The 23,400-nt window shown below is 72.5% G+C and carries 14 protein-coding genes; all 14 read left to right on the forward strand.

Going from position 1 to position 23,400, the window contains the following annotated elements:
* The first annotated feature begins 341 nt into the window (after window positions 1-341).
* From ACZ5DS_RS32930 to ACZ5DS_RS32995, 14 genes are read left to right on the forward strand one after another with little or no spacing between them, the layout of a single operon-like run.
* Window positions 342-1,190, forward strand: a complete 849-nt coding sequence (locus tag ACZ5DS_RS32930) for a Pvc16 family protein (RefSeq protein WP_468245860.1) — start codon at window positions 342-344, stop codon at window positions 1,188-1,190.
* A gap of 35 nt (window positions 1,191-1,225) precedes the next feature.
* Window positions 1,226-3,211, forward strand: a complete 1,986-nt coding sequence (locus ACZ5DS_RS32935) for an ATP-binding protein (RefSeq protein WP_468245862.1) — start codon at window positions 1,226-1,228, stop codon at window positions 3,209-3,211.
* Window positions 3,202-3,486, forward strand: coding sequence for a hypothetical protein (locus ACZ5DS_RS32940; protein WP_468245864.1), 285 nt, complete (start codon window positions 3,202-3,204; stop codon window positions 3,484-3,486). The genes ACZ5DS_RS32935 and ACZ5DS_RS32940 overlap by 10 nt, the downstream gene beginning before the upstream one ends.
* Window positions 3,483-10,142 (forward strand): eCIS core domain-containing protein, encoded by a 6,660-nt coding sequence (locus tag ACZ5DS_RS32945; RefSeq protein ID WP_468245866.1) that lies wholly within the window; start codon window positions 3,483-3,485, stop codon window positions 10,140-10,142. Before ACZ5DS_RS32940 ends, ACZ5DS_RS32945 begins: the two co-directional genes overlap by 4 nt.
* 8 nt (window positions 10,143-10,150) lie before the next feature.
* On the forward strand, window positions 10,151-10,867 hold the full coding sequence (locus ACZ5DS_RS32950; protein ID WP_468245867.1) for a hypothetical protein: 717 nt from the start codon (window positions 10,151-10,153) through the stop codon (window positions 10,865-10,867).
* Window positions 10,864-11,550, forward strand: a complete 687-nt coding sequence (locus ACZ5DS_RS32955; RefSeq protein WP_468245869.1) for a hypothetical protein — start codon at window positions 10,864-10,866, stop codon at window positions 11,548-11,550. The genes ACZ5DS_RS32950 and ACZ5DS_RS32955 overlap by 4 nt, the downstream gene beginning before the upstream one ends.
* Window positions 11,551-11,560: 10 nt before the next feature.
* Window positions 11,561-11,923, forward strand: a complete 363-nt coding sequence (locus tag ACZ5DS_RS32960; protein WP_468245871.1) for a hypothetical protein — start codon at window positions 11,561-11,563, stop codon at window positions 11,921-11,923.
* Window positions 11,916-13,055 (forward strand): hypothetical protein, encoded by a 1,140-nt coding sequence (locus ACZ5DS_RS32965; RefSeq protein WP_468245872.1) that lies wholly within the window; start codon window positions 11,916-11,918, stop codon window positions 13,053-13,055. Before ACZ5DS_RS32960 ends, ACZ5DS_RS32965 begins: the two co-directional genes overlap by 8 nt.
* Window positions 13,056-13,088: 33 nt before the next feature.
* A complete protein-coding gene (locus tag ACZ5DS_RS32970) occupies window positions 13,089-13,625 on the forward strand; it encodes a phage baseplate assembly protein V (protein ID WP_468245875.1) in 537 nt (178 codons plus the stop codon).
* A gap of 16 nt (window positions 13,626-13,641) precedes the next feature.
* Window positions 13,642-13,977, forward strand: a complete 336-nt coding sequence (locus ACZ5DS_RS32975; RefSeq protein ID WP_468245877.1) for a hypothetical protein — start codon at window positions 13,642-13,644, stop codon at window positions 13,975-13,977.
* Window positions 13,974-14,360 (forward strand): GPW/gp25 family protein, encoded by a 387-nt coding sequence (locus ACZ5DS_RS32980; RefSeq protein ID WP_468245879.1) that lies wholly within the window; start codon window positions 13,974-13,976, stop codon window positions 14,358-14,360. The genes ACZ5DS_RS32975 and ACZ5DS_RS32980 overlap by 4 nt, the downstream gene beginning before the upstream one ends.
* A complete protein-coding gene (locus ACZ5DS_RS32985; protein ID WP_468245882.1) occupies window positions 14,357-17,440 on the forward strand; it encodes a putative baseplate assembly protein in 3,084 nt (1,027 codons plus the stop codon). The genes ACZ5DS_RS32980 and ACZ5DS_RS32985 overlap by 4 nt, the downstream gene beginning before the upstream one ends.
* Window positions 17,437-21,210, forward strand: coding sequence for a putative baseplate assembly protein (locus ACZ5DS_RS32990; protein ID WP_468245883.1), 3,774 nt, complete (start codon window positions 17,437-17,439; stop codon window positions 21,208-21,210). The genes ACZ5DS_RS32985 and ACZ5DS_RS32990 overlap by 4 nt, the downstream gene beginning before the upstream one ends.
* Window positions 21,210-23,378: a hypothetical protein gene (locus tag ACZ5DS_RS32995; protein WP_468245885.1), complete on the forward strand. Its 2,169-nt coding sequence runs from the start codon at window positions 21,210-21,212 to the stop codon at window positions 23,376-23,378. The genes ACZ5DS_RS32990 and ACZ5DS_RS32995 overlap by 1 nt, the downstream gene beginning before the upstream one ends.
* Window positions 23,379-23,400: the final 22 nt, after the last annotated feature.

Genomic DNA, 23,400 nt, shown 5'->3' on the forward strand with positions numbered 1-23,400 from the left:
TCCCCCCCCCCCCCCCCCCCCCCCCCCTCCCCCCCCCCCCCCCCCCCCCCCCCCCCCCCCCCCCCCCCCCCCCCCCCCGCCCCGCCAGGCCGCCCGTCAGGCCGCCGCACGCCGGCCCGGGCGGGCGCCAGAGCAGGTGGTCCAGGTGCAGATCGGCCGGCTCGAGGTGACGGCCGGCCAGTCGCCGTCGCGGAACGGGACACGGCAGCCCGCGCGGCCCGCCTCGCGACCGGGTACGGCCCTCAGCCTGGCCGAGTACCTGGCCCGGGGGCGCGAGTGAACCGCGCGGGCAGTGAGCGCGGCGGGAGAGGCAACACGAGAGGAACCGAGGAACTGACGCCATGAGCAACGCACTTGCCCTCGCCCATGTCAGCCAGGCCCTCGCCCTGCTGATCGAGTCCCATCTGCAGCCGGAGATCGACATGGCCGTCAAGGTGGAGCCGCGCAAGCCGCCCACCGAGCCGCCGACGGACCCCACCATCTCCGTCTTCCTGTATCAGGTCACGCCCAACGCCTCGCAGCGCAACAACGACCTGCCGACGCGCGCGCCCGACGGCAAGCTGGTGCGCCGGGCCGCCGCCGCACTCGACCTGCAGTATCTGATCACCGCGTACGGCGACGAGACCGAACTGGTCGGCCAGCGGCTCATCGGCTCGGTCGTGCGCACCCTGCACGAGATACCGATCCTTCCCAAGGACGTCATCGAACTCGCCGGTGAGAAGCCCTACTTGGCGGGCAGCAACCTCGCCGAGGCGGCCCAGCGGGTACGGTTCACGCCGACCGTGATGGACGTCGACGAGACATCCAAGCTGTGGGGGATGCTCTACCAGACCCCGTACGCACTGTCCGTGGTCTACCAGGCCTCCCTCGTCTTCATCGACGGCCTCGAGACGCCGGTACCGGCCAAGCCGGTCGAACGGCCCGAGGTGCGGGTGCTGCCGTTCGGGGCGCCGGGGGCGCCGGTCCCTCCGGGGGCCGACCAGCAGCCTGAGGGGCCGTCAGAGTGGCGATCCGGCAGGGAGACCGAGGCTCAGCCTGCCGAGAAGAAGGCAGCCAAGGCCGTCGCCAAGACCCCGGCCAAGGCTCCGGCGCGCACCCGCAAGAGCACGTCCCGGGCGGCCAAGTCCACGCAGCCCGCAGCCCGGAGGACGGACGGCGGCCGCAGCGGTGGCGAGGACACGGAGAACTGAACCGGATGGGCGACTCGACGGGGGCAGGTGAACACATGGGCATGCACGAGCAGGGCGCTACGGACGCGGGCGACGGCGGGACGGCGCTGACCTCCGGGATCCGGCGCGTCCTGGCCCGCGTCGACGCCCACGCGGCACGCGCCACCGGGCACACGGAGGGCGCCACCGGGCAGCAGTCCGCAGACACCGACACCGCCGTCGTACCCGTACCCGAGGCCACCGCCCCCGTCGACGCGCTCGTCGCCTGCTTCGGCCTCACCCCCTTCGAACGCGACCTCGTCCTGCTCACCGCCGCCGACGAACTCGACCCCACGACCGCCGCCCGGTGCGCGGCGGCCTCCGGCGACCCGCAGCGGGCGTACCCCACCTTCTCGCTCGCGCTGGCCGCGCTGGACGGGCCGCACTGGAGCGCGCTCACCCCCGTGGCGCCGCTCAGGCGCTGGCGGATCGTGGAGCTGGAGGACGAGACACGGCTGACCGTCTCCCGGCTCCGGCTGGACGAACGGATCCTGCACTTCCTGCTCGGCTCGCCCTACCTGGACGCCCGGCTGCACGGCCGGCTGCGCCCCGCCCCGGCGCCGCACACGCTGCCGCCGTCGTACGACCTGGCCGCGAGCCGCCTCGCTGAGGGCTGGACGGAGGACGGCCGCAGCTCCGACGCGCCGCTGCTGGTCGAGGTGACCGGCGGCGACCTGCGCAGCCGGGCCGACATCGCCACCGCGGCGGCCGCCCGCTGCGGACTCGGGCTGTACGCCATGAGCGCCGAGGACGTGCCGACCGACCCCGTCGAACGCGACCGGCTGGCCCGGCTGTGGCAGCGCGAGGCGATCCTGCTGCCCGCCGCGCTGCTGGTCGAGGCCGGCGACCTGGACCGCGACCAGCGGGCGGCGACCGAGGCGTTCCTGGCCGGGGCCGCCGTACCCCTCGTCGTGTCCAGTGAGGACCCGTTGCGCACGGAGCGCCCGCACGGCCTGCGCGTGGCCGTGCCCCGCATGGACGACGACGAGCAACTCGCGCTCTGGGCCGACGCGTTCGAAGAGATCGCCGACCTCGGCGACGGGGAACTCGGCTCGCTGGTCGCGCAGTTCCAGCTCCCGCCGCACGTCGTGCGGTCCGTCGCGGCTGCCGTACGCCGGCGCCTGCCTCACGAGGACGAGACGGACGCCGCCGAACTCGCCTGGCGGGCCGGGCTGGAGGAGGCCCGGATCGGCATGGACGAACTCGGCCGGCGTATCGAGCCACGGGCCGGCTGGGACGACCTCGTGCTGCACGAGCGGCAGACGGCCGTGCTGCGGGAGATCGTCGCGCACGTGCGGCAGCGGCCGACCGTCCACCACGACTGGGGCTTCGCCGCGACCCTGCGCCGCGGCCTCGGCGTCACCGCCCTGTTCGCGGGCGGCTCCGGCACCGGCAAGACGCTGGCCGCCGAGGTCATGGCGAAGGAGCTGGGCCTCGACCTGTTCGTCGTGGACCTCTCCCAGGTGGTCAGCAAGTACATCGGCGAGACCGAGAAGAACCTCCGCCGGGTCTTCGACGCCGCCGAACGCGGTGGCGCGCTGCTGCTGTTCGACGAGGCCGACGCCCTCTTCGGCAAGCGCAGCGAGGTCAAGGACAGCCACGACCGGTACGCCAACCTCGAGGTCAGCTACCTGCTCATGCGGATGGAGGCCTACCGGGGCCTCGCCATCCTCACCACCAACATGAAGCAGGCCCTCGACACGGCGTTCCTGCGCCGCATCCGCTTCGTCGTCGACTTCCCCTTCCCTGCCGAGCACGAACGCGCCGAGATCTGGCGCCGGGTGCTGCCGCCGCAGGCGCCCCTCAAGGACATCGACCCCGCCCTCCTCGCCCGGCTCACCGTCGCCGGCGGCTCGATCCGCAACATCGCCCTGTCCGGGGCGTTCCTCGCCGCCGAGGAGGGCGACCGGCTGCAGATGCGGCACATGCTCGCGGCCGCCCGCACCGAGTACCTCAAGCTGGAGCGCTCCCTGACCCCGACGGAGGTCCGCGGATGGGTGTGAGCGGACGGCCCGCGGCGATCCGCGTGGAGATCGGCGAACTCGTGCTCGACGGCTTCCGGGCCGACCCGGCCCGCGTCTCGGCCGCGTTCGAACGCGAACTGACCCGGCTGGTACGGCTGCACGGCGTACCCCTGGCCGCACACGGCACCCTGACCCTCGACGCGCTGAGCGGCCTCGCGCCCCTGCCCGCCGGGCTGTCCGCGCGTCGGCTCGGCCAGGAGCTGGCCCGCGCGGTACACGAGGGGCTCAGCGGCCACGGGGAGGTGACAGCGTGAACTCCCGGTCCCGGCAGGCGAACTCCGAGCAGAGCGCCGAGCAGCGTCGGCGCAAGCGCAAGGAGCGGGCCGCCGCGTCGCGTGTCCCCGAGCCGAAGAACATCGTCAGCGGCGCCGGCCAGCCACTCGACCCCGGTGTACGCCGGGAGTTGGAGGAGCAGCTCGGGCACGACCTGAGCCGGGTACGCCTGCACACCGGCCGCGACGCCGCCCAGCTCACCCAGCTGCTCGGCGCGGACGCCGTAGCCGTCGGCCAGGACATCCTCTTCCGCGAGGGCGCCTTCAAGCCCGGCACGGACGAGGGCCGCCGCCTCCTCGCCCATGAGCTGCTGCACACCGTGCAGAACCCGCACGGCCTGGGCGCCCTGCGGGCCGGGCGTGAGCCGGGGGCGGTGAGCCTGCCGCAGCATGCGATCGAGCGGGAGGCCGAATCGGCGGCCCAGGAGCTCGTACGGCCCGAGCGGGCCGAGTCCGCGCCCGAGGTGGCGGAGGGGCAGGCCACCCCGGGCTGGCTGCGGTACGCCACCGTGGACGCGGACCGCAGCCGTGCGGAGGCGATGGATCCGGCGACCCTCGTCGACCGGCTCGCCAACTCGGTCGTACGCTCGCTGCGCGGCGACCCGGAGGATCTGTCCAAGCGCACCCGCAAGCAACTGGCCGGGCTGCCGGCGGAGTTGCTCGACGGCGTCCTCGACCGCCTGGAGAACCGGCTGCTCGGCTCCGAGCACGACCGGGTCCTGGACCTCGTCGACGAGATCGACGCGTACGACGACTACGCCGACGACGGACTGGAGCGCGAGTCCCACGACGCGCCCGAGATCGAGCCCGACGCGGCCGAGGAGATACAGGCCGAGCGGGAGAGCACCCGGCGCAGCGACGCGGAGGAGCGGGCCCGGCAGGACAAGCCGGAGCCCGCACCCGGTCCGGAGAAGGACCGGGCCGACCACGACGGCGCGTCCGGCAGCACCCCGCCGAACGGCGGCACCCGTGAGGAGCAGCGACGGCAGGCGGGCGCCGAGCCGCGTGCGGGCGGAACCCGGCAGCCCTCCGGTGCCGGGCCGTCCTCCGCATCCGGGCCCTCTTCCGGAATCGCGCAGGGGCGGACGGCGGCCACCACCGCGTCGGCAGGTGGGTCCGCCGGGCAGGGCGCGCAAGCCGGCGAGAAGACTCACGCCCAGGGAGCCGACCACGGCGGCAAGGACCAGAAGGGCCAGAAGGAGGAGGGCGCCGAGGAGAAAGCCGACCAGCAGGGCGTTCCGGCGGCCGGCGCGGAGGAGTCAGCGGCCCGTAACCGCCCCGGTGCCGCTCAGCAGTTCGTGGCCGGCCGGCAGGTACGCAAGGAGGACAGGCGCGGCTCCGACCAGCCGACCGCCTCGCCCGCGGTGGGCCGGGACACCGCGCTGCCCGCTCCGTCGAGCAAGCTGGACGGCGTACGCAGTCAGGATCTCGACGGCCTGGAGGAGTCGGCCGACGAGGAAGCCGACCTGCCCGACAGCACCTCGGAAGTGGAGGTCGGGGGCGCGGAGCAGAGCGCCTGGGACACCAGGCTCCAGCCCGAGGATTTCCTGCCCGATCAGGATCCCGACGTGTCCGGTGTGCCTACGGCGGACCAGCGCGGGACCACCACGGTTCCCGACTTCCCCGCACCGCCGCAGACCAAGGCCGACCGGGTGCAGGCGGAGCGTGACGCCGAGGACGCCGAGGATGCGGCGGCCGAAGCGGAAGCGGAGCCCGATGAGGACGCCGTCGCCGAACCGGATGCCGAACCCGCGCCGTCGCCCGAGACGGAGGGCGGGCCGGGTGACACCCTGCTCGCCGACCTCGACGCGGACCGCACGGTCGCGAGTCTGCCGGGGCCCGGGGCCCCCGCGAAGAACCCGAGGAGCGGTGACGATCCGAAGGCCGGTCCCGTCACGGCCCAGACCACGGTGCAGCAGGCGCCGGGCGCACAGGACGGCGGACGGTCCGAGGAGAGCGGGGCCGCCAAGGAGAACGCGGCCAAGCAGGAGAAGGGAACTCCGGCTGCGGGGGACGGAGCCGCGGCGGGTCAGGAGAAGAACTCCCCGCAGGCGGCGGGCGGTACGGCCGCGGCGCCGGAGGCCGAGGGCAAGGGGGCGGCGCCGAAGGGCGAGCAGCAGGCCGCCTCGGCCCCGGCGGGCGGAAGTGAGCCGGCGGCCTCGGCCGCCCGTGACTCCCACGTCACCGGCGGCTCCAACGCGGACCGGCCCGGCGGCCCCACCAGCAGCTCGCAGAGCGGGGCGGCGCCCGAGGCCGACCGCGCCGCCGAGCGCTCCGCGAGCGAGGAGAGCCCGGCTCCGCAGCCGGCGACGGTTCAGGCGCCCGCCCACGCGACGGAGCCCGCGGCCGCGCCGAAGGCAGCCGATGCCGGGCCCTCCCCGAAGGCAGCCGACGCCGAGCCCGCGCCGCAGGCGGAACGGGCACCCAGGACCGCGGTCCCGAAGACGGCACCGGCAGCCGCATCCGGCGCCGCGGGCGGCGGCGTCGCCAGCAAGCCGGCCGGCAAGGGCAAGGGGAAGAAGGACTCGGGGAAGGCCCCGAACCTCTCGCAGGTCTCGCCCGAGGCGGGCCTGAGCACGGCCGCCGGGCTGAAGCCCCACCAGGCACTCGAGGCGATGGGCGGGGTGAGCGGCTCGGTCGACCGCAGTGTCGGCGACGAGCACCGGCAACTCGCCGCCGCACCGCCCTCGATGCAGCGTCCCGCAGGTGCGCCGCAGACCTTGGAGGGCAAGCCGAAGACCGACGCGCCCGCCCGGTACTCGCAGGACCCGGCTCAGAAGTCGGAGGCGCCCGAGCAGAAGAACGCCGAGGTCACCGGGGCCAAGCAGCCCGAGGGGCAGATCGAGGCGGAAAAGGCGGAGGAGCCGAGCGGCTGGCAGACCTTCAAGATGGCGCTCGGCTTCGGCATCGGCTGGCTCGCCGAGAAGCTCGGCTTCAAGGTCGACAAGCAGGAGCTGGCGGCCAAGTTCGCCGGGCTGCCCACCAAGGACGAAGCCCTCAAACAGGCCCAGGCGGGCAACGCGCCCGGCGTGCAGATGAAGGGTGACGCCGACCGGACGGCCGACGAACAGGGTTCCGCCGTCGACGCGAAGGGCCAGGAGGCGGTCGACACGGCACGGGACGACTCCGGCCGGTCGATGGGCGAGGACCAGGTGTACCCCGACGCCCCCCAGGAGCAGCTGAAGGGCAAGGTGCCCGGCGCGGAGGGCGCCAAGGCCGCCGCGCCCGGCAAGGCGTCCACGGGCGCCGTACCCCCGGACGCGGCGTCCGCGGTGGCCGAGCACGACCGCGGGCCCGAGTTCCAGGCGGCGTTCAGCCAGGGCCAGAAGGGTATGTCCGACAGCCGTCAGACCAAGGACAAGGACTTCCGCGACTCTCAGCAGAAGCACAAGCAGCAGGTCGACGGCGAGATCGGCAAGAACACGCAGGACCAGGCGGGCAAGCGGACCAAGGCCCTGGACGAGGTCACGGCACAGCGCGCCGACTGGCGCCAGGAACAGGACCAGGAGCTTCAGAAGCTCGGCAGCAAGAAGACCGAGCGGTCGGAGAAGCTCCGCAAGGACGTCGAGGACCGCGAGAAGAAGACCGACGACGACGTCTCGAAGCACAAGACCGACAGCGACGAGAAGATCAAGGACGAGGGCGACAAGGCCGAGAGCGACGCGAAGAACAAGGCGGACGGCGCGGCCAAGGACTCGGGCAACTGGCTCACCAAGGCCTTCGACTGGATCAAAGAGAAGGTCATCGAGATCAAGAACGCGATCGTCCGGATCATCCGGGACGCGCGTGACGCGGTCGTCGGCTTCATCAAGAACTTCAAGGAGACCGTCGAACGCTGGATCAACGAGGCCCGGAAGTTCGTCGTCGACACGATCAAGAACCTGATCAACGACCTGATCGAGTTCGCCAAGGCGATGGTCCGGGCCGTCATCGAACTGGCCGCCCGCATCCGGAAGTTCATCACCAACCTGATCGCGGCGGCGATCGCGTTCGTCACCAGGCTCGCGGCACAGCTGAAGCAGATCGTCACGGACCTGCTCAACGCCCTCGCCAAGATGCTCAGCGACATCCTGAACATCCTCAAGAAGATGCTCATGGACGTCATCAAGTCCGTGATCGACGCGATCAAGACCGTCCTCGACTACGCCTCCAAACTCCTTGGTGCATTCGGCGAGTTCATGATGATCGCGATCGACTTCCTGGACGATCCCGGCGGCTGGTTGAGCGGTGCGAAGAACTCCGCGGTGGACGGCGCGAAGCACCACCTGTTCCGCGAGGTCCAGGCCGCCGTCAAACAGTGGTTCCAGACGAAGATCGAGGAGATCATCGGCGTACCCAAGGCCATCATCGACAAGCTGATCAAGGGTGGCTTCTCGCTCGAGCGGATCGTGAAGGAGACCTGGGACGCCGTGGTGCCCCAGCTCCCGTTCATCATCGGCGAGATCGTGATCACCAAGGTGATCGCGAAGCTGATCCCCGGCGCGGGCTGGGTGACGGCCGTCATCGACGCGATCCGCACGGCGATCGGCGCCCTCGGCGAGATCCTGCGCGCCATGGGAGCGGTCCTCGCCTGGCTGAGGGCGGTCCGCCAGGGAGGCGCCGGCATCCTGTTCGCCAAGGCGGTCGCGGCAGGCATCGTCGCCCTCCTGGAACTGGCCTACCAGGCCCTGCTGGACGGCATCGGCAAGTACGTCGCGAAGGTCGGCCGGCGCCTGAAGGGCGTGGCGGCGAAGCTCGGCCGGGGCGGCAGGGAAGGCCGGGGCGAGGGCAGGCCTTCGGCCGGAGGCACGGAGGAAGGGGGCGCCCCGCGCCGGGACCGGCGCGCGGAGAACGCTCCGGCGGACCGGCCGGCGACCAGGCCCGCGCCGGCTGCGCGGCCCAAGGACACGGGCGCGGCCCCGAGCAGGCCGAAGGAATCCGAGGACGCCGGCCGGAAACCCACGACCGGCGACACGCGAACGCCCGCCCGACCGAAGACGAACGAGCCCGGCACCACCCGCCCGGCCGACACGCCCGCCGCCAAGCCGGACACGCGTCCCACTCCGACGGCGAAGCCGAAGCCGGAACCCCGGCCGAAGCCGAAGCTCGACAAGGACGAAACCCCGGGCAGGCCGAAGGACGAGAAGAACCCGACCAGGCCCAAGGACGACCAGAAGCCCCCCGCCGGCAAGGAGCCCGAACGGACCGGGTCGAAGGACGACGGCAAGGACGCCGCGAACAAGCCGAAGGACAGCGGGGGCGACGGCAAGGACGCTCCGAAGCGGCCCAAGGACACCAAGGACGACGGCAAACCGGCCCGGCCCAAGCCGGACAAGGACACCGACCGGCCGAAGAAGCCGAAGGGCGACAAGGAGGAGGACCCCAAGAGGCCGAAGGGCGACAGGGGAGCGGATCCGAAGAAGCCGAAGCACGAGAAGGACGGAAAGCCACGTAAGCCCAAGCGCGACGAGCATGGTCCTCACCGGCCCAGGAAGGGGCCGGACAAGCCCGGGCCGGGCAGGCCCAAGAGCAAGGAGGACAAGGACCGGCGCAAGCAAGAGGAGGAGAGGAAGGAGAAGCGGCTCGCGGAGATCGTCGCACGCATCCGCCCCCTCATCCGCAAGAAGCTGGCCAAGGGGATGGACCAGGAGGCAGATCGCCAACTGCTCGAGAATGTGCGGCGCTGGTACCGGCTCACTCGTTTGACGAAGGTCGGCCGCCCGGGGTTCGAGATCGAGGCCACGCTGAACCCCACGGCTCCGGTGACGAACGGCTACACCAAGGCCGAGGACCTCGACACGAACGACTACGTGGAGCACACCGACTACCTCACGGACCCGCCTGATCCCCGCCTGCCGGCGCCCCGCACACCGAATTTCGTCAATGGTGAGCTGGCCAAGAACTTCAAGGCGCAGTACCTCAACAAGAATTTCGCCCAGGGTCACGGGCAGAAAGCGAATTCGAGCCTGCTCCAGGAACCCATCGGCTTCCGGTACCTCAACAAGTACGACCTCAACACGGATCGGAGTAGCCGCTGGGTCCGGATGCACTTGCTGACCGAGAAGCTGGGCGGGCCCTTCCTCGGATCCAACCTGGTACCGGCCCGGAACGCCGTCAACAACCCGGAATTCAAGTGGAGCATCGAGCAGTACCCGGAGAAGGAGGTGCGGCGGAACGACGACACGCGCCACGACAAACTGCGCATGGTCTGGTACCAGATCGATCTGACCTGGCACCAGAGCACGGTCAAGGGCTTCCCCCGTTCCATCACCGCCACCTGGGGCACGTACCGCTACGACAGGGACGCCGGGGAATGGAGAGAGAAGCAGCCGAGGAACCGTGGACCGCTGACCTACACGGCTGGGCCGCTGGAGCAGCCGCCCGCACCGGCCGCGAACAGTCTCGTCAACGTCAATCGCGACTCCGTCCGGCGCATGGTGCGCATGCTGAACGTCTCCCCTGCCTTCGCGGAAGCCATCAGATACGTCCGCGACCACGACGGAGACGGATCGGCGACGACCACCACGCCGGGCAACGCCCAGGAGCTTGTCGACCGCCTGGACAAACTGCCGGAAAGGCGTAAGAACCGAATGCTGGACTTCAGGGCGGGAATCATTGCCCTGGCAGTGGCAGATCAAGACCGACATCTCAAGTTCTGAGGCGGCACATGCGCACTCCGACCGATATCGAAAGAAAACTGCTCCGGGCCCAGCAGGAGCTCCTCGACTGCGCTGTAGTCACCGTGGACCGCTCCGTCACCGGCGAGCTTGGTCAGGTCTTCGAGGAGGCGCCTGTGCTCTTCTCCTATCTACCCGAATGGGAGGGCATCACGTTCAGCCGTGACCTGTGTGTGCTCAGCCCCCGCATCTCGGAGATCGCCAACTGCTGGCACTGCGATCCGGCTGCCGGAATTCCTGAAATCCGTGGCGAATTCCGTGTGACCGACCTGTTCACCGCGGTGCGCATGCCGTCGCCGAATCTGGCCTGGAGGGGCTCCTCCGACGCTGAGCGCGAGTTCTTCAGCGAGTTGCGGGTCGTCGACGACACACCACTCGCCGCGACCGGGCAGCTTGCGGCAGTTCGCATCCGACGCCAGGCCGACCCATGGGAACTCTGGTACTACGACATGGAGTTGACCAGCGTCGAGGGATGGACCCGGCAGTACGTGAAGCTCGACCTCACCTATCCGGAATACATGGAGCAGCTCGCCATCACGAAAGGCACGCTGGGCTGGCAGTACCTCTTCACCGATGAGGTCCCGCTGGGTCACCCGGACTTCGAGGACGTCAAGAACCAGCTGACGGTGATGCTGGAGCTCTTCCCCCAGCTCTTCCCCGCCTGGAGCTACACAGAGCTCACGAGCCGCCTGGAGGCCCGCCTGTGACCCGCTACGCCGACATCCCCAAACCCATCCGCTCCGGAATAGTCGTCGTCAACCCCGACACCGGCACCCCCCAGCGCATCATCGTCCTCCAGTTCAACCCGGACACCCTGGAGCGCAGCATCGCCCCGCAGTCCGCCGGCGACGGCGGCGACGCGGGCGGGGGCGGAACCGGCAGCGGAGACCGCAATGAGGCCCTCCGGCTCAAGGGCCCCGCCCAGGAATCCTGGAAGTTCACCGCCGAGATCGACGCGACCGACCAGCTGGAGATCGCGGCGCCCGACGGGATCCACCCGCAGCTCGCCACCCTGGAGATGCTGGTGCAGCCGACCACCGCGCAGCTGCGGGCCGCGAGCAAGCTGACCCGGAAGGGGAGCATCGAGATCAGCCCGATCGAGATGCCGCTGACGCTGTTCACCTGGGGCAGCAAGCGGGTCATGCCCGTCAGGCTCACCGAACTCTCCGTCAGCGAGTCCGCCTTCGACGTCAACCTGAATCCGATCCGGGCCTCGCTGAGCATCGGGATGAAGATCCTGACCGTGAGTGACCTGCCCGCCGGGCACCGCGGCGCCGACCTGTACATGGCGCACCTGGCACAGAAGGAGCGGCTCGCGGCCGCGGCGCGCGGCGGCAGCCTGGGCGCCCTCGGCCTCGGCGGCGTCGGACTCGTGACCGGAAGGGGATGAGGAAAGGGACATGGCCGGCACCGAGCCTTACGAGAGCGCACTCGACTCCATACCCGGAGCGCACCCTTACCCGCGCACCAGCCGCTACCACGACGCCGAGATCGGCGTGCACCGGCGCGCAGACGGGACCGAAGTGCGGTACACCAAGCGGCGGTTGCTGCCTCGGCTCGACGAGGAGACCGAGCCGCACGTCGTCGGCGCCGGGGAGCGGCCCGATCTGCTCGGGCAGCGCTTCCTCGGCGACCCGGGACAGTGGTGGCGGATCGCCGACGCCAATCCCGTGCTCGATCCGCGGGAGTTGACGGACGAGGCGGGGCGCGTCATCGGCATCCCGGTCATCGGCGGGTTCCCGCGTGGAGAGCGGCGTGTCTGAACAGCCCGTGGGGCAGGGCCCCGTCCACATCCAGCTCCTCATGGGGCCGACGCTGGCCCGCCCGGTCCCGGTCGAGGTCGCCGAAGCGCTGCTGTCCGCCCAGATCACCGCCACCGCGGGGGAGCGCAGCGGCTTCCAGTTCGCCTTCGACCTCACCAAGAACGGACTGCTCAACCAGCGGCTGCTGCCCGAAGGGTTCTTCGATCCGAAGACGCGCGTCATCCTCACCGTCAGCGTCCGCGGCACACCCGAGGTGCTCTTCGACGGGCTGATCGTCCGGCAGGAGGTCGGCGCCAGCAACATTCCGGGCCACTCCACCCTCACCGTCACGGGCGAGGACCTGACCCTGCTCATGGACCTGGAGGAGCGCACCGCCCGCTACCCCAACCTGCCCCCGTCCGAGCGCGTCCTCGCCATCCTGCGCCGCTACTCGGACTACGGCATCCGGCCGGACGTGTACACGGAGAAGGTGTCCCAGCCCCCGCACCAGGACCTGCGCGTGCACTACCAGACGGGGACGGATCTTCAGTACATCACCGACCTCGCCCGCGCCAACGGCTACACCTTCTATCTGGAGCCCGGTCCCAACCCAGGCCAGTCGTCCGCCCGTTGGGGACCGGAGGTCCGGCTCGGACTGCGCCAGCACGCCCTCAACGTCAACATGGACGCCAACACCACCGTGGACCAGCTGACGTTCGCGTACGACGGCACGGCACGCGAGGAGCCGCAGGCCCGCTGGCAGGACCCGGGAACACGCCAGGCCACCCTCCTGCCCCAGCCGCCCATCAGCCCCCTGCGCCCGCCGCTCGGCCGACGGCCCACCCCGGCCCTCAAGCGCAGGACCCTCGCCGGCACCGCCAAGCAGCAGCGCGAGCAGGCCGAGGCCGAACTCCTCGCCCGGGCCGCGGTCTCCGCCGACGTCGTCTCGGGCTCCGGCTCGCTCGACGTCAACCGGCACGGCTACCTCCTCCAGCCGCGCCGGCTCGTCGGCGTCCGCGGCGCCGGACGGGCTTACGACGGCGACTACTTCGTCAAGTCCGTCACCCACAACCTGCGCCCGGGCTCCTTCCAGCAGAACTTCACCCTCTCCCGGGAGGGCCTGGAAGCGCGCAGCGACCGCGTCCGGCCGTAAGACCCTCGACCCACCAACAGGAGCACCCCAACCATGGCGGCACCCAGCAATCGCTACCTCGGCAAGTTCCGCGGCCGGGTGGTGGACAACAACGACCCGCTGCACCTCGGCCGGATCACGGCCGAGGTCCCGGACGTCCTCGGTGACGAGCCGTCCACCTGGGCGCTGCCCTGCCTGCCGTTCACCGGGCCGCAGTCGGGCCAGTTCGTGGTGCCGGCGCCCGGCGCGGGCGTGTGGGTGGAGTTCGAGCAGGGGGACCCCAGCTTCCCGGTGTGGACCGGGTGCTGGTACGGCGACGCCGGCGAACTGCCGCCCGACGCGCGCCGCGAACTCGAGGCGAACGCGGCCAGCAAGCCGGTCGTCGTGCAGACCCCGCAGGCCCACAAGATCGTGCTCAACGACACCGCCGGCGCCGAACAGGGGATCCTCCTGCAGGCCCAGGGCGGCGCCTACATCCGTATCACCAAGGAAGCCGTGGTCATCGCCACCGGCGCCGGCGCCGAGGTCGTCCTGCGCGGTCGCGAAGTGACCATCAACGAGGGCCAGTTGACCGTCCTCTCCAAGCGATAGACAACGGGGGAAGAAGTTGTCCGGAAGTCTGTTGGACGCGAGCGCCGTCATCGGCTGCCCGCACGGCGGCCGTGTCGCGCCGGCCACCACTGCCTCCGGCGGCCTGCGGATCGCGGGTGCCGCCGTCGCCACCGCCGCGCACGCGTACGTCGTCACCGGCTGCCCGCACATCGTCGACGGCGTGCCCTCGCCGTGCGCCACGGTCCGCTGGACGGCCGAGGACACCGGCGTCACGGCCGACGGAGCGCATGTGCTGCTCGACACCTCAGCCGCCCAGTGCTTCAGCGCGGCCTTCGTCCCGCAGGGACCACCCGTCGTCCAGGCCGCGCAGCGAAAGGTCACCGTCCGATGAGGCCGACGAGTCACCGCACCCGCACCGACATCGCGTTCCCCTTCCGCGCCGACCGCCGGGGACGCACCGCGCACGCCCGCCCCGCCGAGCACGTCCACGACCTGATCGAGCAACTGCTGTTCACCAGCCCCGGCGAGCGCGTGATGCGGCCCGACTTCGGCTGCGGACTGCTCGACCTGGTCTTCGCCCCGAGCAGCCCCGAACTGGTCAGCACCCTCGAACTCTCCGTCCAGGCCGCGCTGCAGCGCTGGCTCGGCGACCTGGTCGAGGTCGTGTCCCTCGACATCGAGAGCGACGACGACGTGGTGCGCGTCCAGCTGTCCTACGTCGTCCGCGCCACCGGAGCGGTCCGCGAGGACGTCTTCGAGGGGAGGGCGGCATGAGCACGGGAACCACCCGGCGGGCCAAGGTACGGGCCGCCCAGCTGGGCGGGGTCGACGCCGTCGAGGTGAGCGACGACGGGCTGCTGCTCAGCGTCACCTTCCTCGGCAAGGCCCCGCACGGACTCGGCCCCGAGAACGTCCGCATCGACGGCGGCCGGCGCATCACCGGCATCACCGCCGTCGACGTCAGCGTCGAACGCGAGGAGGACCCGGAGCTGGACGACCGGCTCCACGTCACCCTCGACCGGGCCGGCGACACCTCCCGATACCGGCTCTCGCTGGTGGAGGCCGACCCGTACGGCCGGCCGGGCACCGAGCCGTACCGCGGTTTCGACCAGCGCTACCACAGCGCGACCTTCGCCTTCCGGCCCGACTGCCCCACCCCCTTCGACTGCACGGACGAGACCGAGGAGCCCCCGGCTTTCCCGGCCGCCCCGGTCGTCGACTACACGGCCCGCGACTACGACACCATCCGCAAGCTGCTGCTGGACCGGCTCGCGCTGACCACCCCCGACTGGGTGGAGCGCAACCCCGCCGACCTGGGCACCACCCTCGTGGAACTGCTCGCGTACACCGGCGACCAGATCAGCTACCAGCAGGACGCGGTCGCCACCGAGGCCTACCTGGACACCGCGCGCCGCCGGGTCTCGGTGCGCCGGCACGTCCGGCTCATCGACTACGCGATGCACGACGGCTGCAACGCCCGCGCGTATGTGACCGTCGAGACCGCAGCCGACCACACCCTGGCCCCGGGCACGTTCCGCTTCGCCTCGGTCGACGTCCGCACCCTCGACCCGCACGACCGTCCCGAGCCCGGCACCGTCATCGACGAGAACGACCTCGGCGACCTGGACGAGCGCGGCTCGGTGGAGGTCTTCGAACCGGTCGTCGCCGCCGATCCGCTGCGGCTGCGCGTCGCGCACAACGCGATCCGGCTGTGGACCTGGGGCGGCGAGGTGTGTGCCCTGCCCGCGGGCGCCACCACGGCCACCCTGCGCGACGAATGGGCGGACCCCGAGACCTGCAGGGAACGCCGGCTGGACCTGAGGCCGGGCGACGTCCTGGTCCTGGAGGAGGTCAAGGGCCCGCGCACCGGCACCCCCGGCGACGCCGACCCCGCCCACCGCCAGACCGTACGCCTGACCTCCGTCACCCCCGGCCTGGACCGCATCGAGGACCAGCCCGTCCTGGAGGTCACCTGGGCCGCCGAGGACGCCCTGCGCCACCCGTTCTGCCTGACCACACGCGGCGGACGCGACTGCCTGCCCGTCGAGGACGTCACCCTCGCCCGCGGCAACGCCGTCCTCGTCGACCACGGCCGCTCCGGACTCCACGAGACCGTCACCGTGCCGCCGGTATCGGCCGTCGTGGCGCCCTGCGACCCTCCCGAGTTCGGCTGCCACGACCGCACGGAGGGCAACGCGCCCGCACGGCTCGTCACCTCCCTCACGGACAAGACGGAGAGCGGCCGGGCCCTGACCCCGGACGACATCCGCGAGCTGTTCGAGATCGTCGGGGAGCGGGCCACCGTACGGGCCGGACTCGGCCTGGAGCGGGCCGGACAGCGGCACGAGCACGTCGTGCCCGGCACGGCGTACGCCCAGGCCGCCGCCCTGCGAACGCTGCTCGCGCAGTCCGTCTACCCGGGCATCCGGCCCCGCTTCCGTCCCGTCCTCGGCCGGGCACCGGTCACCCAAGCCGTGCCGTTCCCCGACCCGGGCACGGTCGCCGCGGGGCAGGCCGAGCGGATCGCCGCCATCCCGGGCCGGGTCCGGCAGCGGCTCGTGGAACTGTGGCGCAGCGCCCGCGACCGCGACGGCCTCGGCGAGGAGGAGATCACCGAACTCGCCCTGATCTACGGCCTGAAGGTGCTGGAACGGCTGGAACTGCGCCGCCACCCGGTCCGCGCCCTGCGCGAACTCCTGCACCGCTCCGACGAGTTGCTCGACGCCAAGCTGCGCCGCATCGCGATCCTCACCGCACGGGCCCGCGCCAGCACCGTCCTCGACGGGCACATCGCCTGGGAGATCGCGCACAGTTGGGGCCCGGGGTACGCGGCCGGACTCCATCCCGAGGAGCCGGTGCTGCGCGGTTCGGCGACGGCCGCCCTCGCGCAGGACCCGCGCCGCGCCCTGCCCGCCGTACGCCTCCACGACCGCGACGAGACCTGGGAGCCGCGCCGCGACCTGCTCGACAGCGCCTCCCGTGACCGGCACTTCGTCGGTGAGCCGGAGGACGACGGGCGGCTCGCCCTGCGCTTCGGCGACGGACGACACGGCGCGGCGCCCACGCCGGGAGCACGGCTGGCGGTGCGCTACCGGCTGGGCGGCGGAGCCGCGGGCAACGTCGGCGCGGAGGCCATCAACCACCTCGTCGTCGAGGCGGGCAGCGGCGCACCCGCCGCCACGGTCCGCAACCCGCTGCCCGCCACCGGCGGAACCGAGCCCGAACCTCTGGAGCAGGTACGGCAGTTGGCCCCGCTCGACCTGCGCCGCACCCGGCTGCGCGCGGTCACCGCCGAGGACTACGCGGCGCTCGCCTCAGCCCTGCCGGGAGTGCAGCGGGCCGCGGCCACGATCCGCTGGACCGGCAGCGTCCAGGAGGCCCATGTCGCGATCGACGCGTACGGCAACGGCACTCCGTCCAAGGAGCTGCTGTCCTCGGCGGCGCAGGCCCTGGAGGCCTACCGGCGCATCGGGCACGAGCTCGTCGTCGGCCCGGCCCGCCTGGTGCCCCTCGACATCGCACTCAGCGTGTGCGCCGCCCCCGGCCATCAGCACGGCCAGATCCTGGCGGATCTGTACCGCGTACTGGGAAGCGGCCGCCAGGGCTTCTTCCACCCCGACGCGCTGACCTTCGGCGAGCCCGTCCGGCTCAGCCGCCTGGTCGCCGTCGCGGCAGCGGTCCCCGGGGTGGAGAGCGTCGAGGTCACCCGGCTGCGGCGGCTGTTCGAACAGGACCGAGGAGAGAGGGAGGACGGCGTGCTGCGGCTCGGCCCGCTGGAGATCGCCACCTGCGACAACGATCCGGACCGGCCCGAACAGGGCCGACTGGCGATACTCCTGGGAGGCGCCCGATGAGCCAGGCCTGCTCCTGCGGCGGTGCGTGCGGCGGCCACGACGAGCGCCTCGCCCCCGCCCCGCTCCACAACCCGCCCGGCCGGACCGCCCTCGACTACCGCGTCGGCGAGTACGGCTCCTTCCTCGCAGCCCTCCTGGACCGGCTCGCCTCGCCCGCCTATCCGGCGCTCGCCGGGCTGACCGTCCGCACGCCCGACGACCCGGCCGTCGGGCTGCTCGACGCCACCGCTGTCCTCGGCGACCTGCTCACCTTCCACTCCGAGCGGATCGCCGACGAGGCCTACATCCGCACCGCCAACGAGCACCGCTCGCTGGTGCTCCTCGGCCGGCTCGTCGGACACCGGCCGCGCCCCGGAGTGGCAGCCGGCACGCACCTGGCGTACGCCCTCGAACGCGATGCGCGCGCAGAGGCCCTGCCGGTGCTGATCCCGCGCGGGGCGCGCAGCCACAACGTGCCCGCCGCCGCCGACGAGCAGTCGCTGACCTTCGAGACCGCGCGCGACCTCACCGCCCGCTGGGACTGGAACGAACTGAAGGTACGGCGCCGCCGCCCCTCCCTCGTGACGCCCGAGGACCTGGACCGCCGCCCCGAACTGTTCGTGGAGGGCACGGCGAACTCCCTCCAGACCGGCGACCGGCTCCTCTTCGTCTTCGGTGAACAGGCGGGCGGCGAGCGGAAGGTGCTTCCCGTCGCGGGCGTCCGGATCGACCGCGAGGACGAGATCACCGCGATCTCGCTGCCCAAGTCGGCCCCTCCCACGCTGAAGGAGCTGGTCGACGAGGTACGGCGCTGGACCGCGGAGCCGGCCGCCCCGGGCGAGCCGGGCGATGAGCCGCCGACGCCGGAGGTCCCCAACCCGCGCCCGGTCAGCCGCCTGATCGAGGACTTCGACGACCAGGTCCTCGCCCCGCTGCGCACGGACCTGGACGGCATCAAGACCCCGGAGAGCCTCGCGGCCCGCCTCGGCGAGCCCGTCGCCCGACTGCGCGAGGCCGAGGTGCTGGCCGAGCCGTACGTGGACGTGGCGGCGTGGTTCGAGCAGCTGGAGGCGGTGCTCGCGGAGCTGGCCGAGCGGGCTCTGGAGCTGGCCCCTGCACAGCCCGCACAGCCCGCACAGCCCGCGGAGGCCGCACAGGCCACCCAGACCGTCGCCGCCCAGCAGGCCGCCCTCCCCGACCCCCGCCAGGCCGCCCTCCAGGCCCTGAGCGCAGTCCTGCCCGCCCTGCGCACCGCCGCCCCCGCCCCCCGGCAGGGGACGCGCACCCGCCGCCCGGGCACCGACACCGCCCGCCTCCTGACGGCCCTCAACCCCGGCCTGGGCAGCCTCTACCCGGCCTGGCGCACGGCCGCCGCCCCGGACACCCCGCAGCTCCTGCGCGAGCTGCTCGCGATGCGCGTCACCGCGGCCCCCTTCGGCGCCACCGCCCCGCTCAAGCCCGTCCAGGACGAGCGCGGCCGGGTCATCCGCACCGCCGACTGGCCGCTGACGGGCGCGGTGCTGGCGAGCATGCGCGTGGTGTACGACCCGGCCGGCAAGGTTCCGGTCCGGGCGGAGTTCCAGTACGTCGAGGGCAGCAGCAGCGACCAGCGGGCCGAGAACCTGCCCGTCGCCCAGCCGGTCGCCTTCACCCTGGGCCCGGGCCAGGTCGACCTGTCGACGCGCGCCCCCCATGACCGTGAGCTGAGCTGGCTGAGCCGCCGTCCGGCCACCGCCGAAGAGCCGGGCGTCACCGCCCGCCTCCACTCCGGCCTGCCCGAGCGCACCCTGTTCGTGTCCCGCCCGGACGACGAGGGCGTGGTGCACGTAGGCATCCACAACGGAACGGCCGAGGAGATCCCCCTGCGGCCCGGCGGCAGCAAGCAGTTCACCCACGGCGAGTACCAGGTGAGCGTCACGTACACGGTGGGCAGTACCGAGCCCAACGTCGAGATCGTCATCGCCGGCAAGCCGGAGCCGGTCAAGCGCCGCGTCCTGCAACTGGACAGCGTCCACGACGGCATCACGGTCGGCAGCTGGGTGGTGATCCAGCGCCCCTCCAAGGGCACGGGGGTCCCCGGCGACGCCAAGCTCGCCTTCGTCACCACCCAGGTCGTGGCGGCCCGTACGGCGGCGTACTCCAACTACGGCATCACCGGCCGCGGCACCGAACTCACCCTCGCCGACCCGTGGCTGGACGAGTTCGACGTCCTGCTCTCGCACATCCGCGACACCACCGTGCACGCGGCGGGCGAGCGGCTGCGCCCGGCCGACGAGCCGCTCGGCGAGGACGTGCACGGCAACGAGATCGAACTCGCCGAGCTGTACGACGGGTTGCGCCCCGGCCGCACCCTCATCGTGAGCGGCGAGCGCACCGACGTCCCGGGCGCGACCGGCGTCACCGCCACCGAGGTGGTCACCATCGCCGCCGCCGACCCGGCCGTCGACCCGCAGCTCCCGGGCGACCACGTCCACACCCGGCTCACGCTCACCACCGACCTGGTCCACCGTTACCGCCGGGCGAGCGTCCGCATCCTCGGCAACGTGGTCGAGGCCACCCACGGCGAGAGCCGCGAGGAGGCGATCGGCAGCGGTGACTCCGACCGAGTCGACCAGACCTTCGCCCTCTGGCAGTCCCCACTGACCTGGCTCGCCGCCGACAACCCCCTCGGCGCCACACCGGTCCTGGAGATCCGCGTGGACGGCGTGCTCTGGCACGAGGTCGACAGCCTCGCCGGGCGCGGCCCGACCGAGCGGGTGTACATCACCGGCACCGCCTCCAACGGCCGGACGACGGTGACCTTCGGCGACGGTATCCACGGCGCCCGGCTGCCCAGCGGCCACGAGAACGTCCGGGCCCGCTACCGCTTCGGCACCGGCAAGGCCGCCAACGTCCCCGCCGACCGGATCACCCAGCCCCTCACCCGCCCCCTAGGCGTCACCGCGGTCACCAACCCGCGCCCGGCGACCGGCGGCGCGGACGCGGACGGTCCCGGCCTCACCCGCCGTACCATCCCGCTCGCCGTCTCCGCCCTGGACCGGCTGGTCTCCGAGGCCGACTACGAGGACTTCGCCCGCTCCCGCGCCGGAATCGGCCGGGCCGCGGCCCGCGAACTCTTCGACGGACGGCGGCGTGTGCTGCACGTGACCGTCGCCGGCACCGACGACGTGCCGCTCGCCGAGGACAACCTCCGGCCCCTGCGCGGGGCACTGACCGAGTACGGCGACCCGAACCTGCCGGTGCGCGTGGACGTACGCGAACTCGTCCTGCTGCTCATCGCCGCCAAGGTGAAGCTCGCCCCGGACCACGCCTGGGAGATCGTCGAACCGAGGCTGCGCCAGGCGCTGTTGCTCCGACTCGGCTACGAGGGACGGGAGTTGGCCCGGCCCGCCCGCCTCTCGGAGGTTCTCGCCACCGCGCACACCGTGCCCGGCGTCGACTACGTGGACGTCGACGTCTTCACCGGTGTACCCGCCTCGGCCACCCCGGAACAGCTCACCGCGCTGCTCGCGGGCCCCGGCACGCCCAGGGCGTCCGTCCCCGCGCACCCGGCGTCGTACGAGGAACAGACCCACACGGTCCGCGACCCGAACGGCGAGACCCTGTCGTCCGTCTGCGCCCGCTACGGCATCCCGCTCGCCGAACTCCTGTGCCTCAACCCCGACATCACCGACACCCGGCCCCTGGCGAAGGGCCGGACGGTGTTCGTCTTCCGCGGCATCCGGCCGGCCCAGCTCGCCCTGCTGTCGCCGAAGGCCGCGGACACCCTGATCCTGACGGAGGTCAAGTAATGTCCCCGGACGCCGAGTTGGAGACGCCGGCCGCGGTGGGCCCGAGGGAGCCCGACGGGCTCGCCGAGCTGCTGCCCCGCTGGCACCGGCTGCGCGACGCCGAGGAGGGCGAACCGCTGCGGGCCCTGCTCGCGGTGATCGCCGAACAGCTGGACCGGGTCCGCGACGGCGTCCAGCAGGGCTACGAGGACCTGTTCGTGGAGACCGCCGCACCCTGGGTGCTGCCGTACCTCGGCGACCTGGTCGGCTACCGCACCCTGCCGGGCTACGAGCGGGTCCTCACCACCGGCCTGCACGGCGGCGGCCGGGACGCGCTCGCCGAGGCCGTCGCCCCGCGCCGGGACGTGGCGGCCACGGTCGCGGGCCGGCGCCGCAAGGGCACCCTCCACCTCCTGGAGGAGCTGGCCGAGCAGGTCGCCGACTGGCCCGCCCGCGCCGTCGAGCTGTCCCGGCAGGTGGCCCACACCCAGCCGGTCAAGCTGTACGGCACCGGCCGGCGCGGGGACCGCGGCCGCCTGCTCGACCTGCGGGACGGCAGCGCCCTCGCGCTCACCGGCGGTCCGTTCCAGGAGACGGCCAGGACGGTCGACGTACGCCGCGCCAACTCCACGAGGAAACAAGGTGGTTGGACTCCGGTTGGGGTCGGCCTCTTCGTGTGGCGGCTGAAGCCGTACTCCCTGACCTCGTCCCCGGCCTACTGCATCGACCGCGCCCGCAACCTGTACACCTTCTCCATCCTGGGCAACGACACCCCCCTGGTCACCAAGCCGGTCCCGGAGCCCTCGCCCGCGCACATCGCCGCCGTCGACAACGTGCCGGCGTTCATCACCCGCCGGCTGCTGCACGACCGGCTCGCCGACTACTACGGCCCCGGCAAGAGCCTCGTCATCCGGCGCGACGGCGAGGACCGGCCTGTACCGCCCGCCGACATCGTCGTCGCCGACCTGTCCGACTGGCGCTACCGGCCGAAGCGCGGGCAGGTCGCCGTCGACCCGGAGCTGGGCCGGATCGCGTTCGGCTCCCGCTCCGCGCCCCGGCAGGGCGTGTGGGTCGACTATCACTACGCGTTCGGCGCCGACATGGGCGGCGGGGAGTACGAGCGCCCCGACCGTGCGCCCCGCCCCGAGGCCGACTTCTACCGGGTCGGCCCCGGACAGCCGTACCAGCGGATCATGGACGCCTACCGGGCCTGGCAGGACGGGCGGAGCCCGGAGCGCACCGGCATCATCGAGATCACCCACAGCGGCGCCTACCAGGAGCAGCTGGACTTCGACCTCGACCCCGGCGACCGTCTCGAACTGCGCGCCGCCGAGGGCACCCGGCCGGTGATACGCCTGCTGGACTGGTACAGCAACCGCCCCGACGCCCTCAACATCCGCGCGGTGCCGGGCGACTGCGCCCCGCACGAGAAGCCGCGGATCGTCCTCGACGGACTCCTCGTCGCCGGCCGCGGCATCAACGTCACCGGTCCGATGGGCGCCGTCGTCGTCCGGCACTCCACGCTCGTGCCCGGCTGGTCGCTGGAGCCCGAGTGCGAACCCCACTCGCCCGACGAGCCCAGCATCGTCCTGGAACGCACCACCGTCTGCCTTCAGATCGAGCACAGCATCCTCGGCACCATCGAGGTCATCGGCGACGAAGTCAGCGAGGACCCCCTCGACATCCATCTGCGCGACAGCGTCCTGGACGCCACCGGCGACGACCGCGAGGCCCTCTCCGCCCCCGACTGCCGCCATGCCCACGCCGTCCTGCACCTGCACCGCACCACCGTCATCGGCGAGGTGCACACGCACGCGGTGGAGATCGCCGAGAACTCGGTCTTCACCGGCAGGCTCCACGTGGCCCGGCGCGGCATCGGCTGCCTGCGGTACTGCTACGTGCCGCCCGGCTCGCGCACCCCGCGCCGCCACCGCTGCCAGCCCGACCTGGTCGGCCCCGAACAGGCGGGGCGCGTACGGCCGTTGTTCGCCTCCGAGCGCTACGGGACGCCCTGGTACGGCCAGTTGGCGGACCGGTGCGCCGAGGAGATCCGGCGCGGCGCGGACGACGGCGCCGAACTCGGCGCCTTCCACGACCTGTACCGGCCCCAGCGGGAGGACGGCCTCAGGGCGCGGCTCGCCGAGTACACGCCTGCGGACGCGGACGCCGGGATCTTCTTCGTGACGTGAGTGACGTGAGCAGTGCCGCCGT

Source organism: Streptomyces sp. NPDC031100 (genome assembly GCF_055570785.1).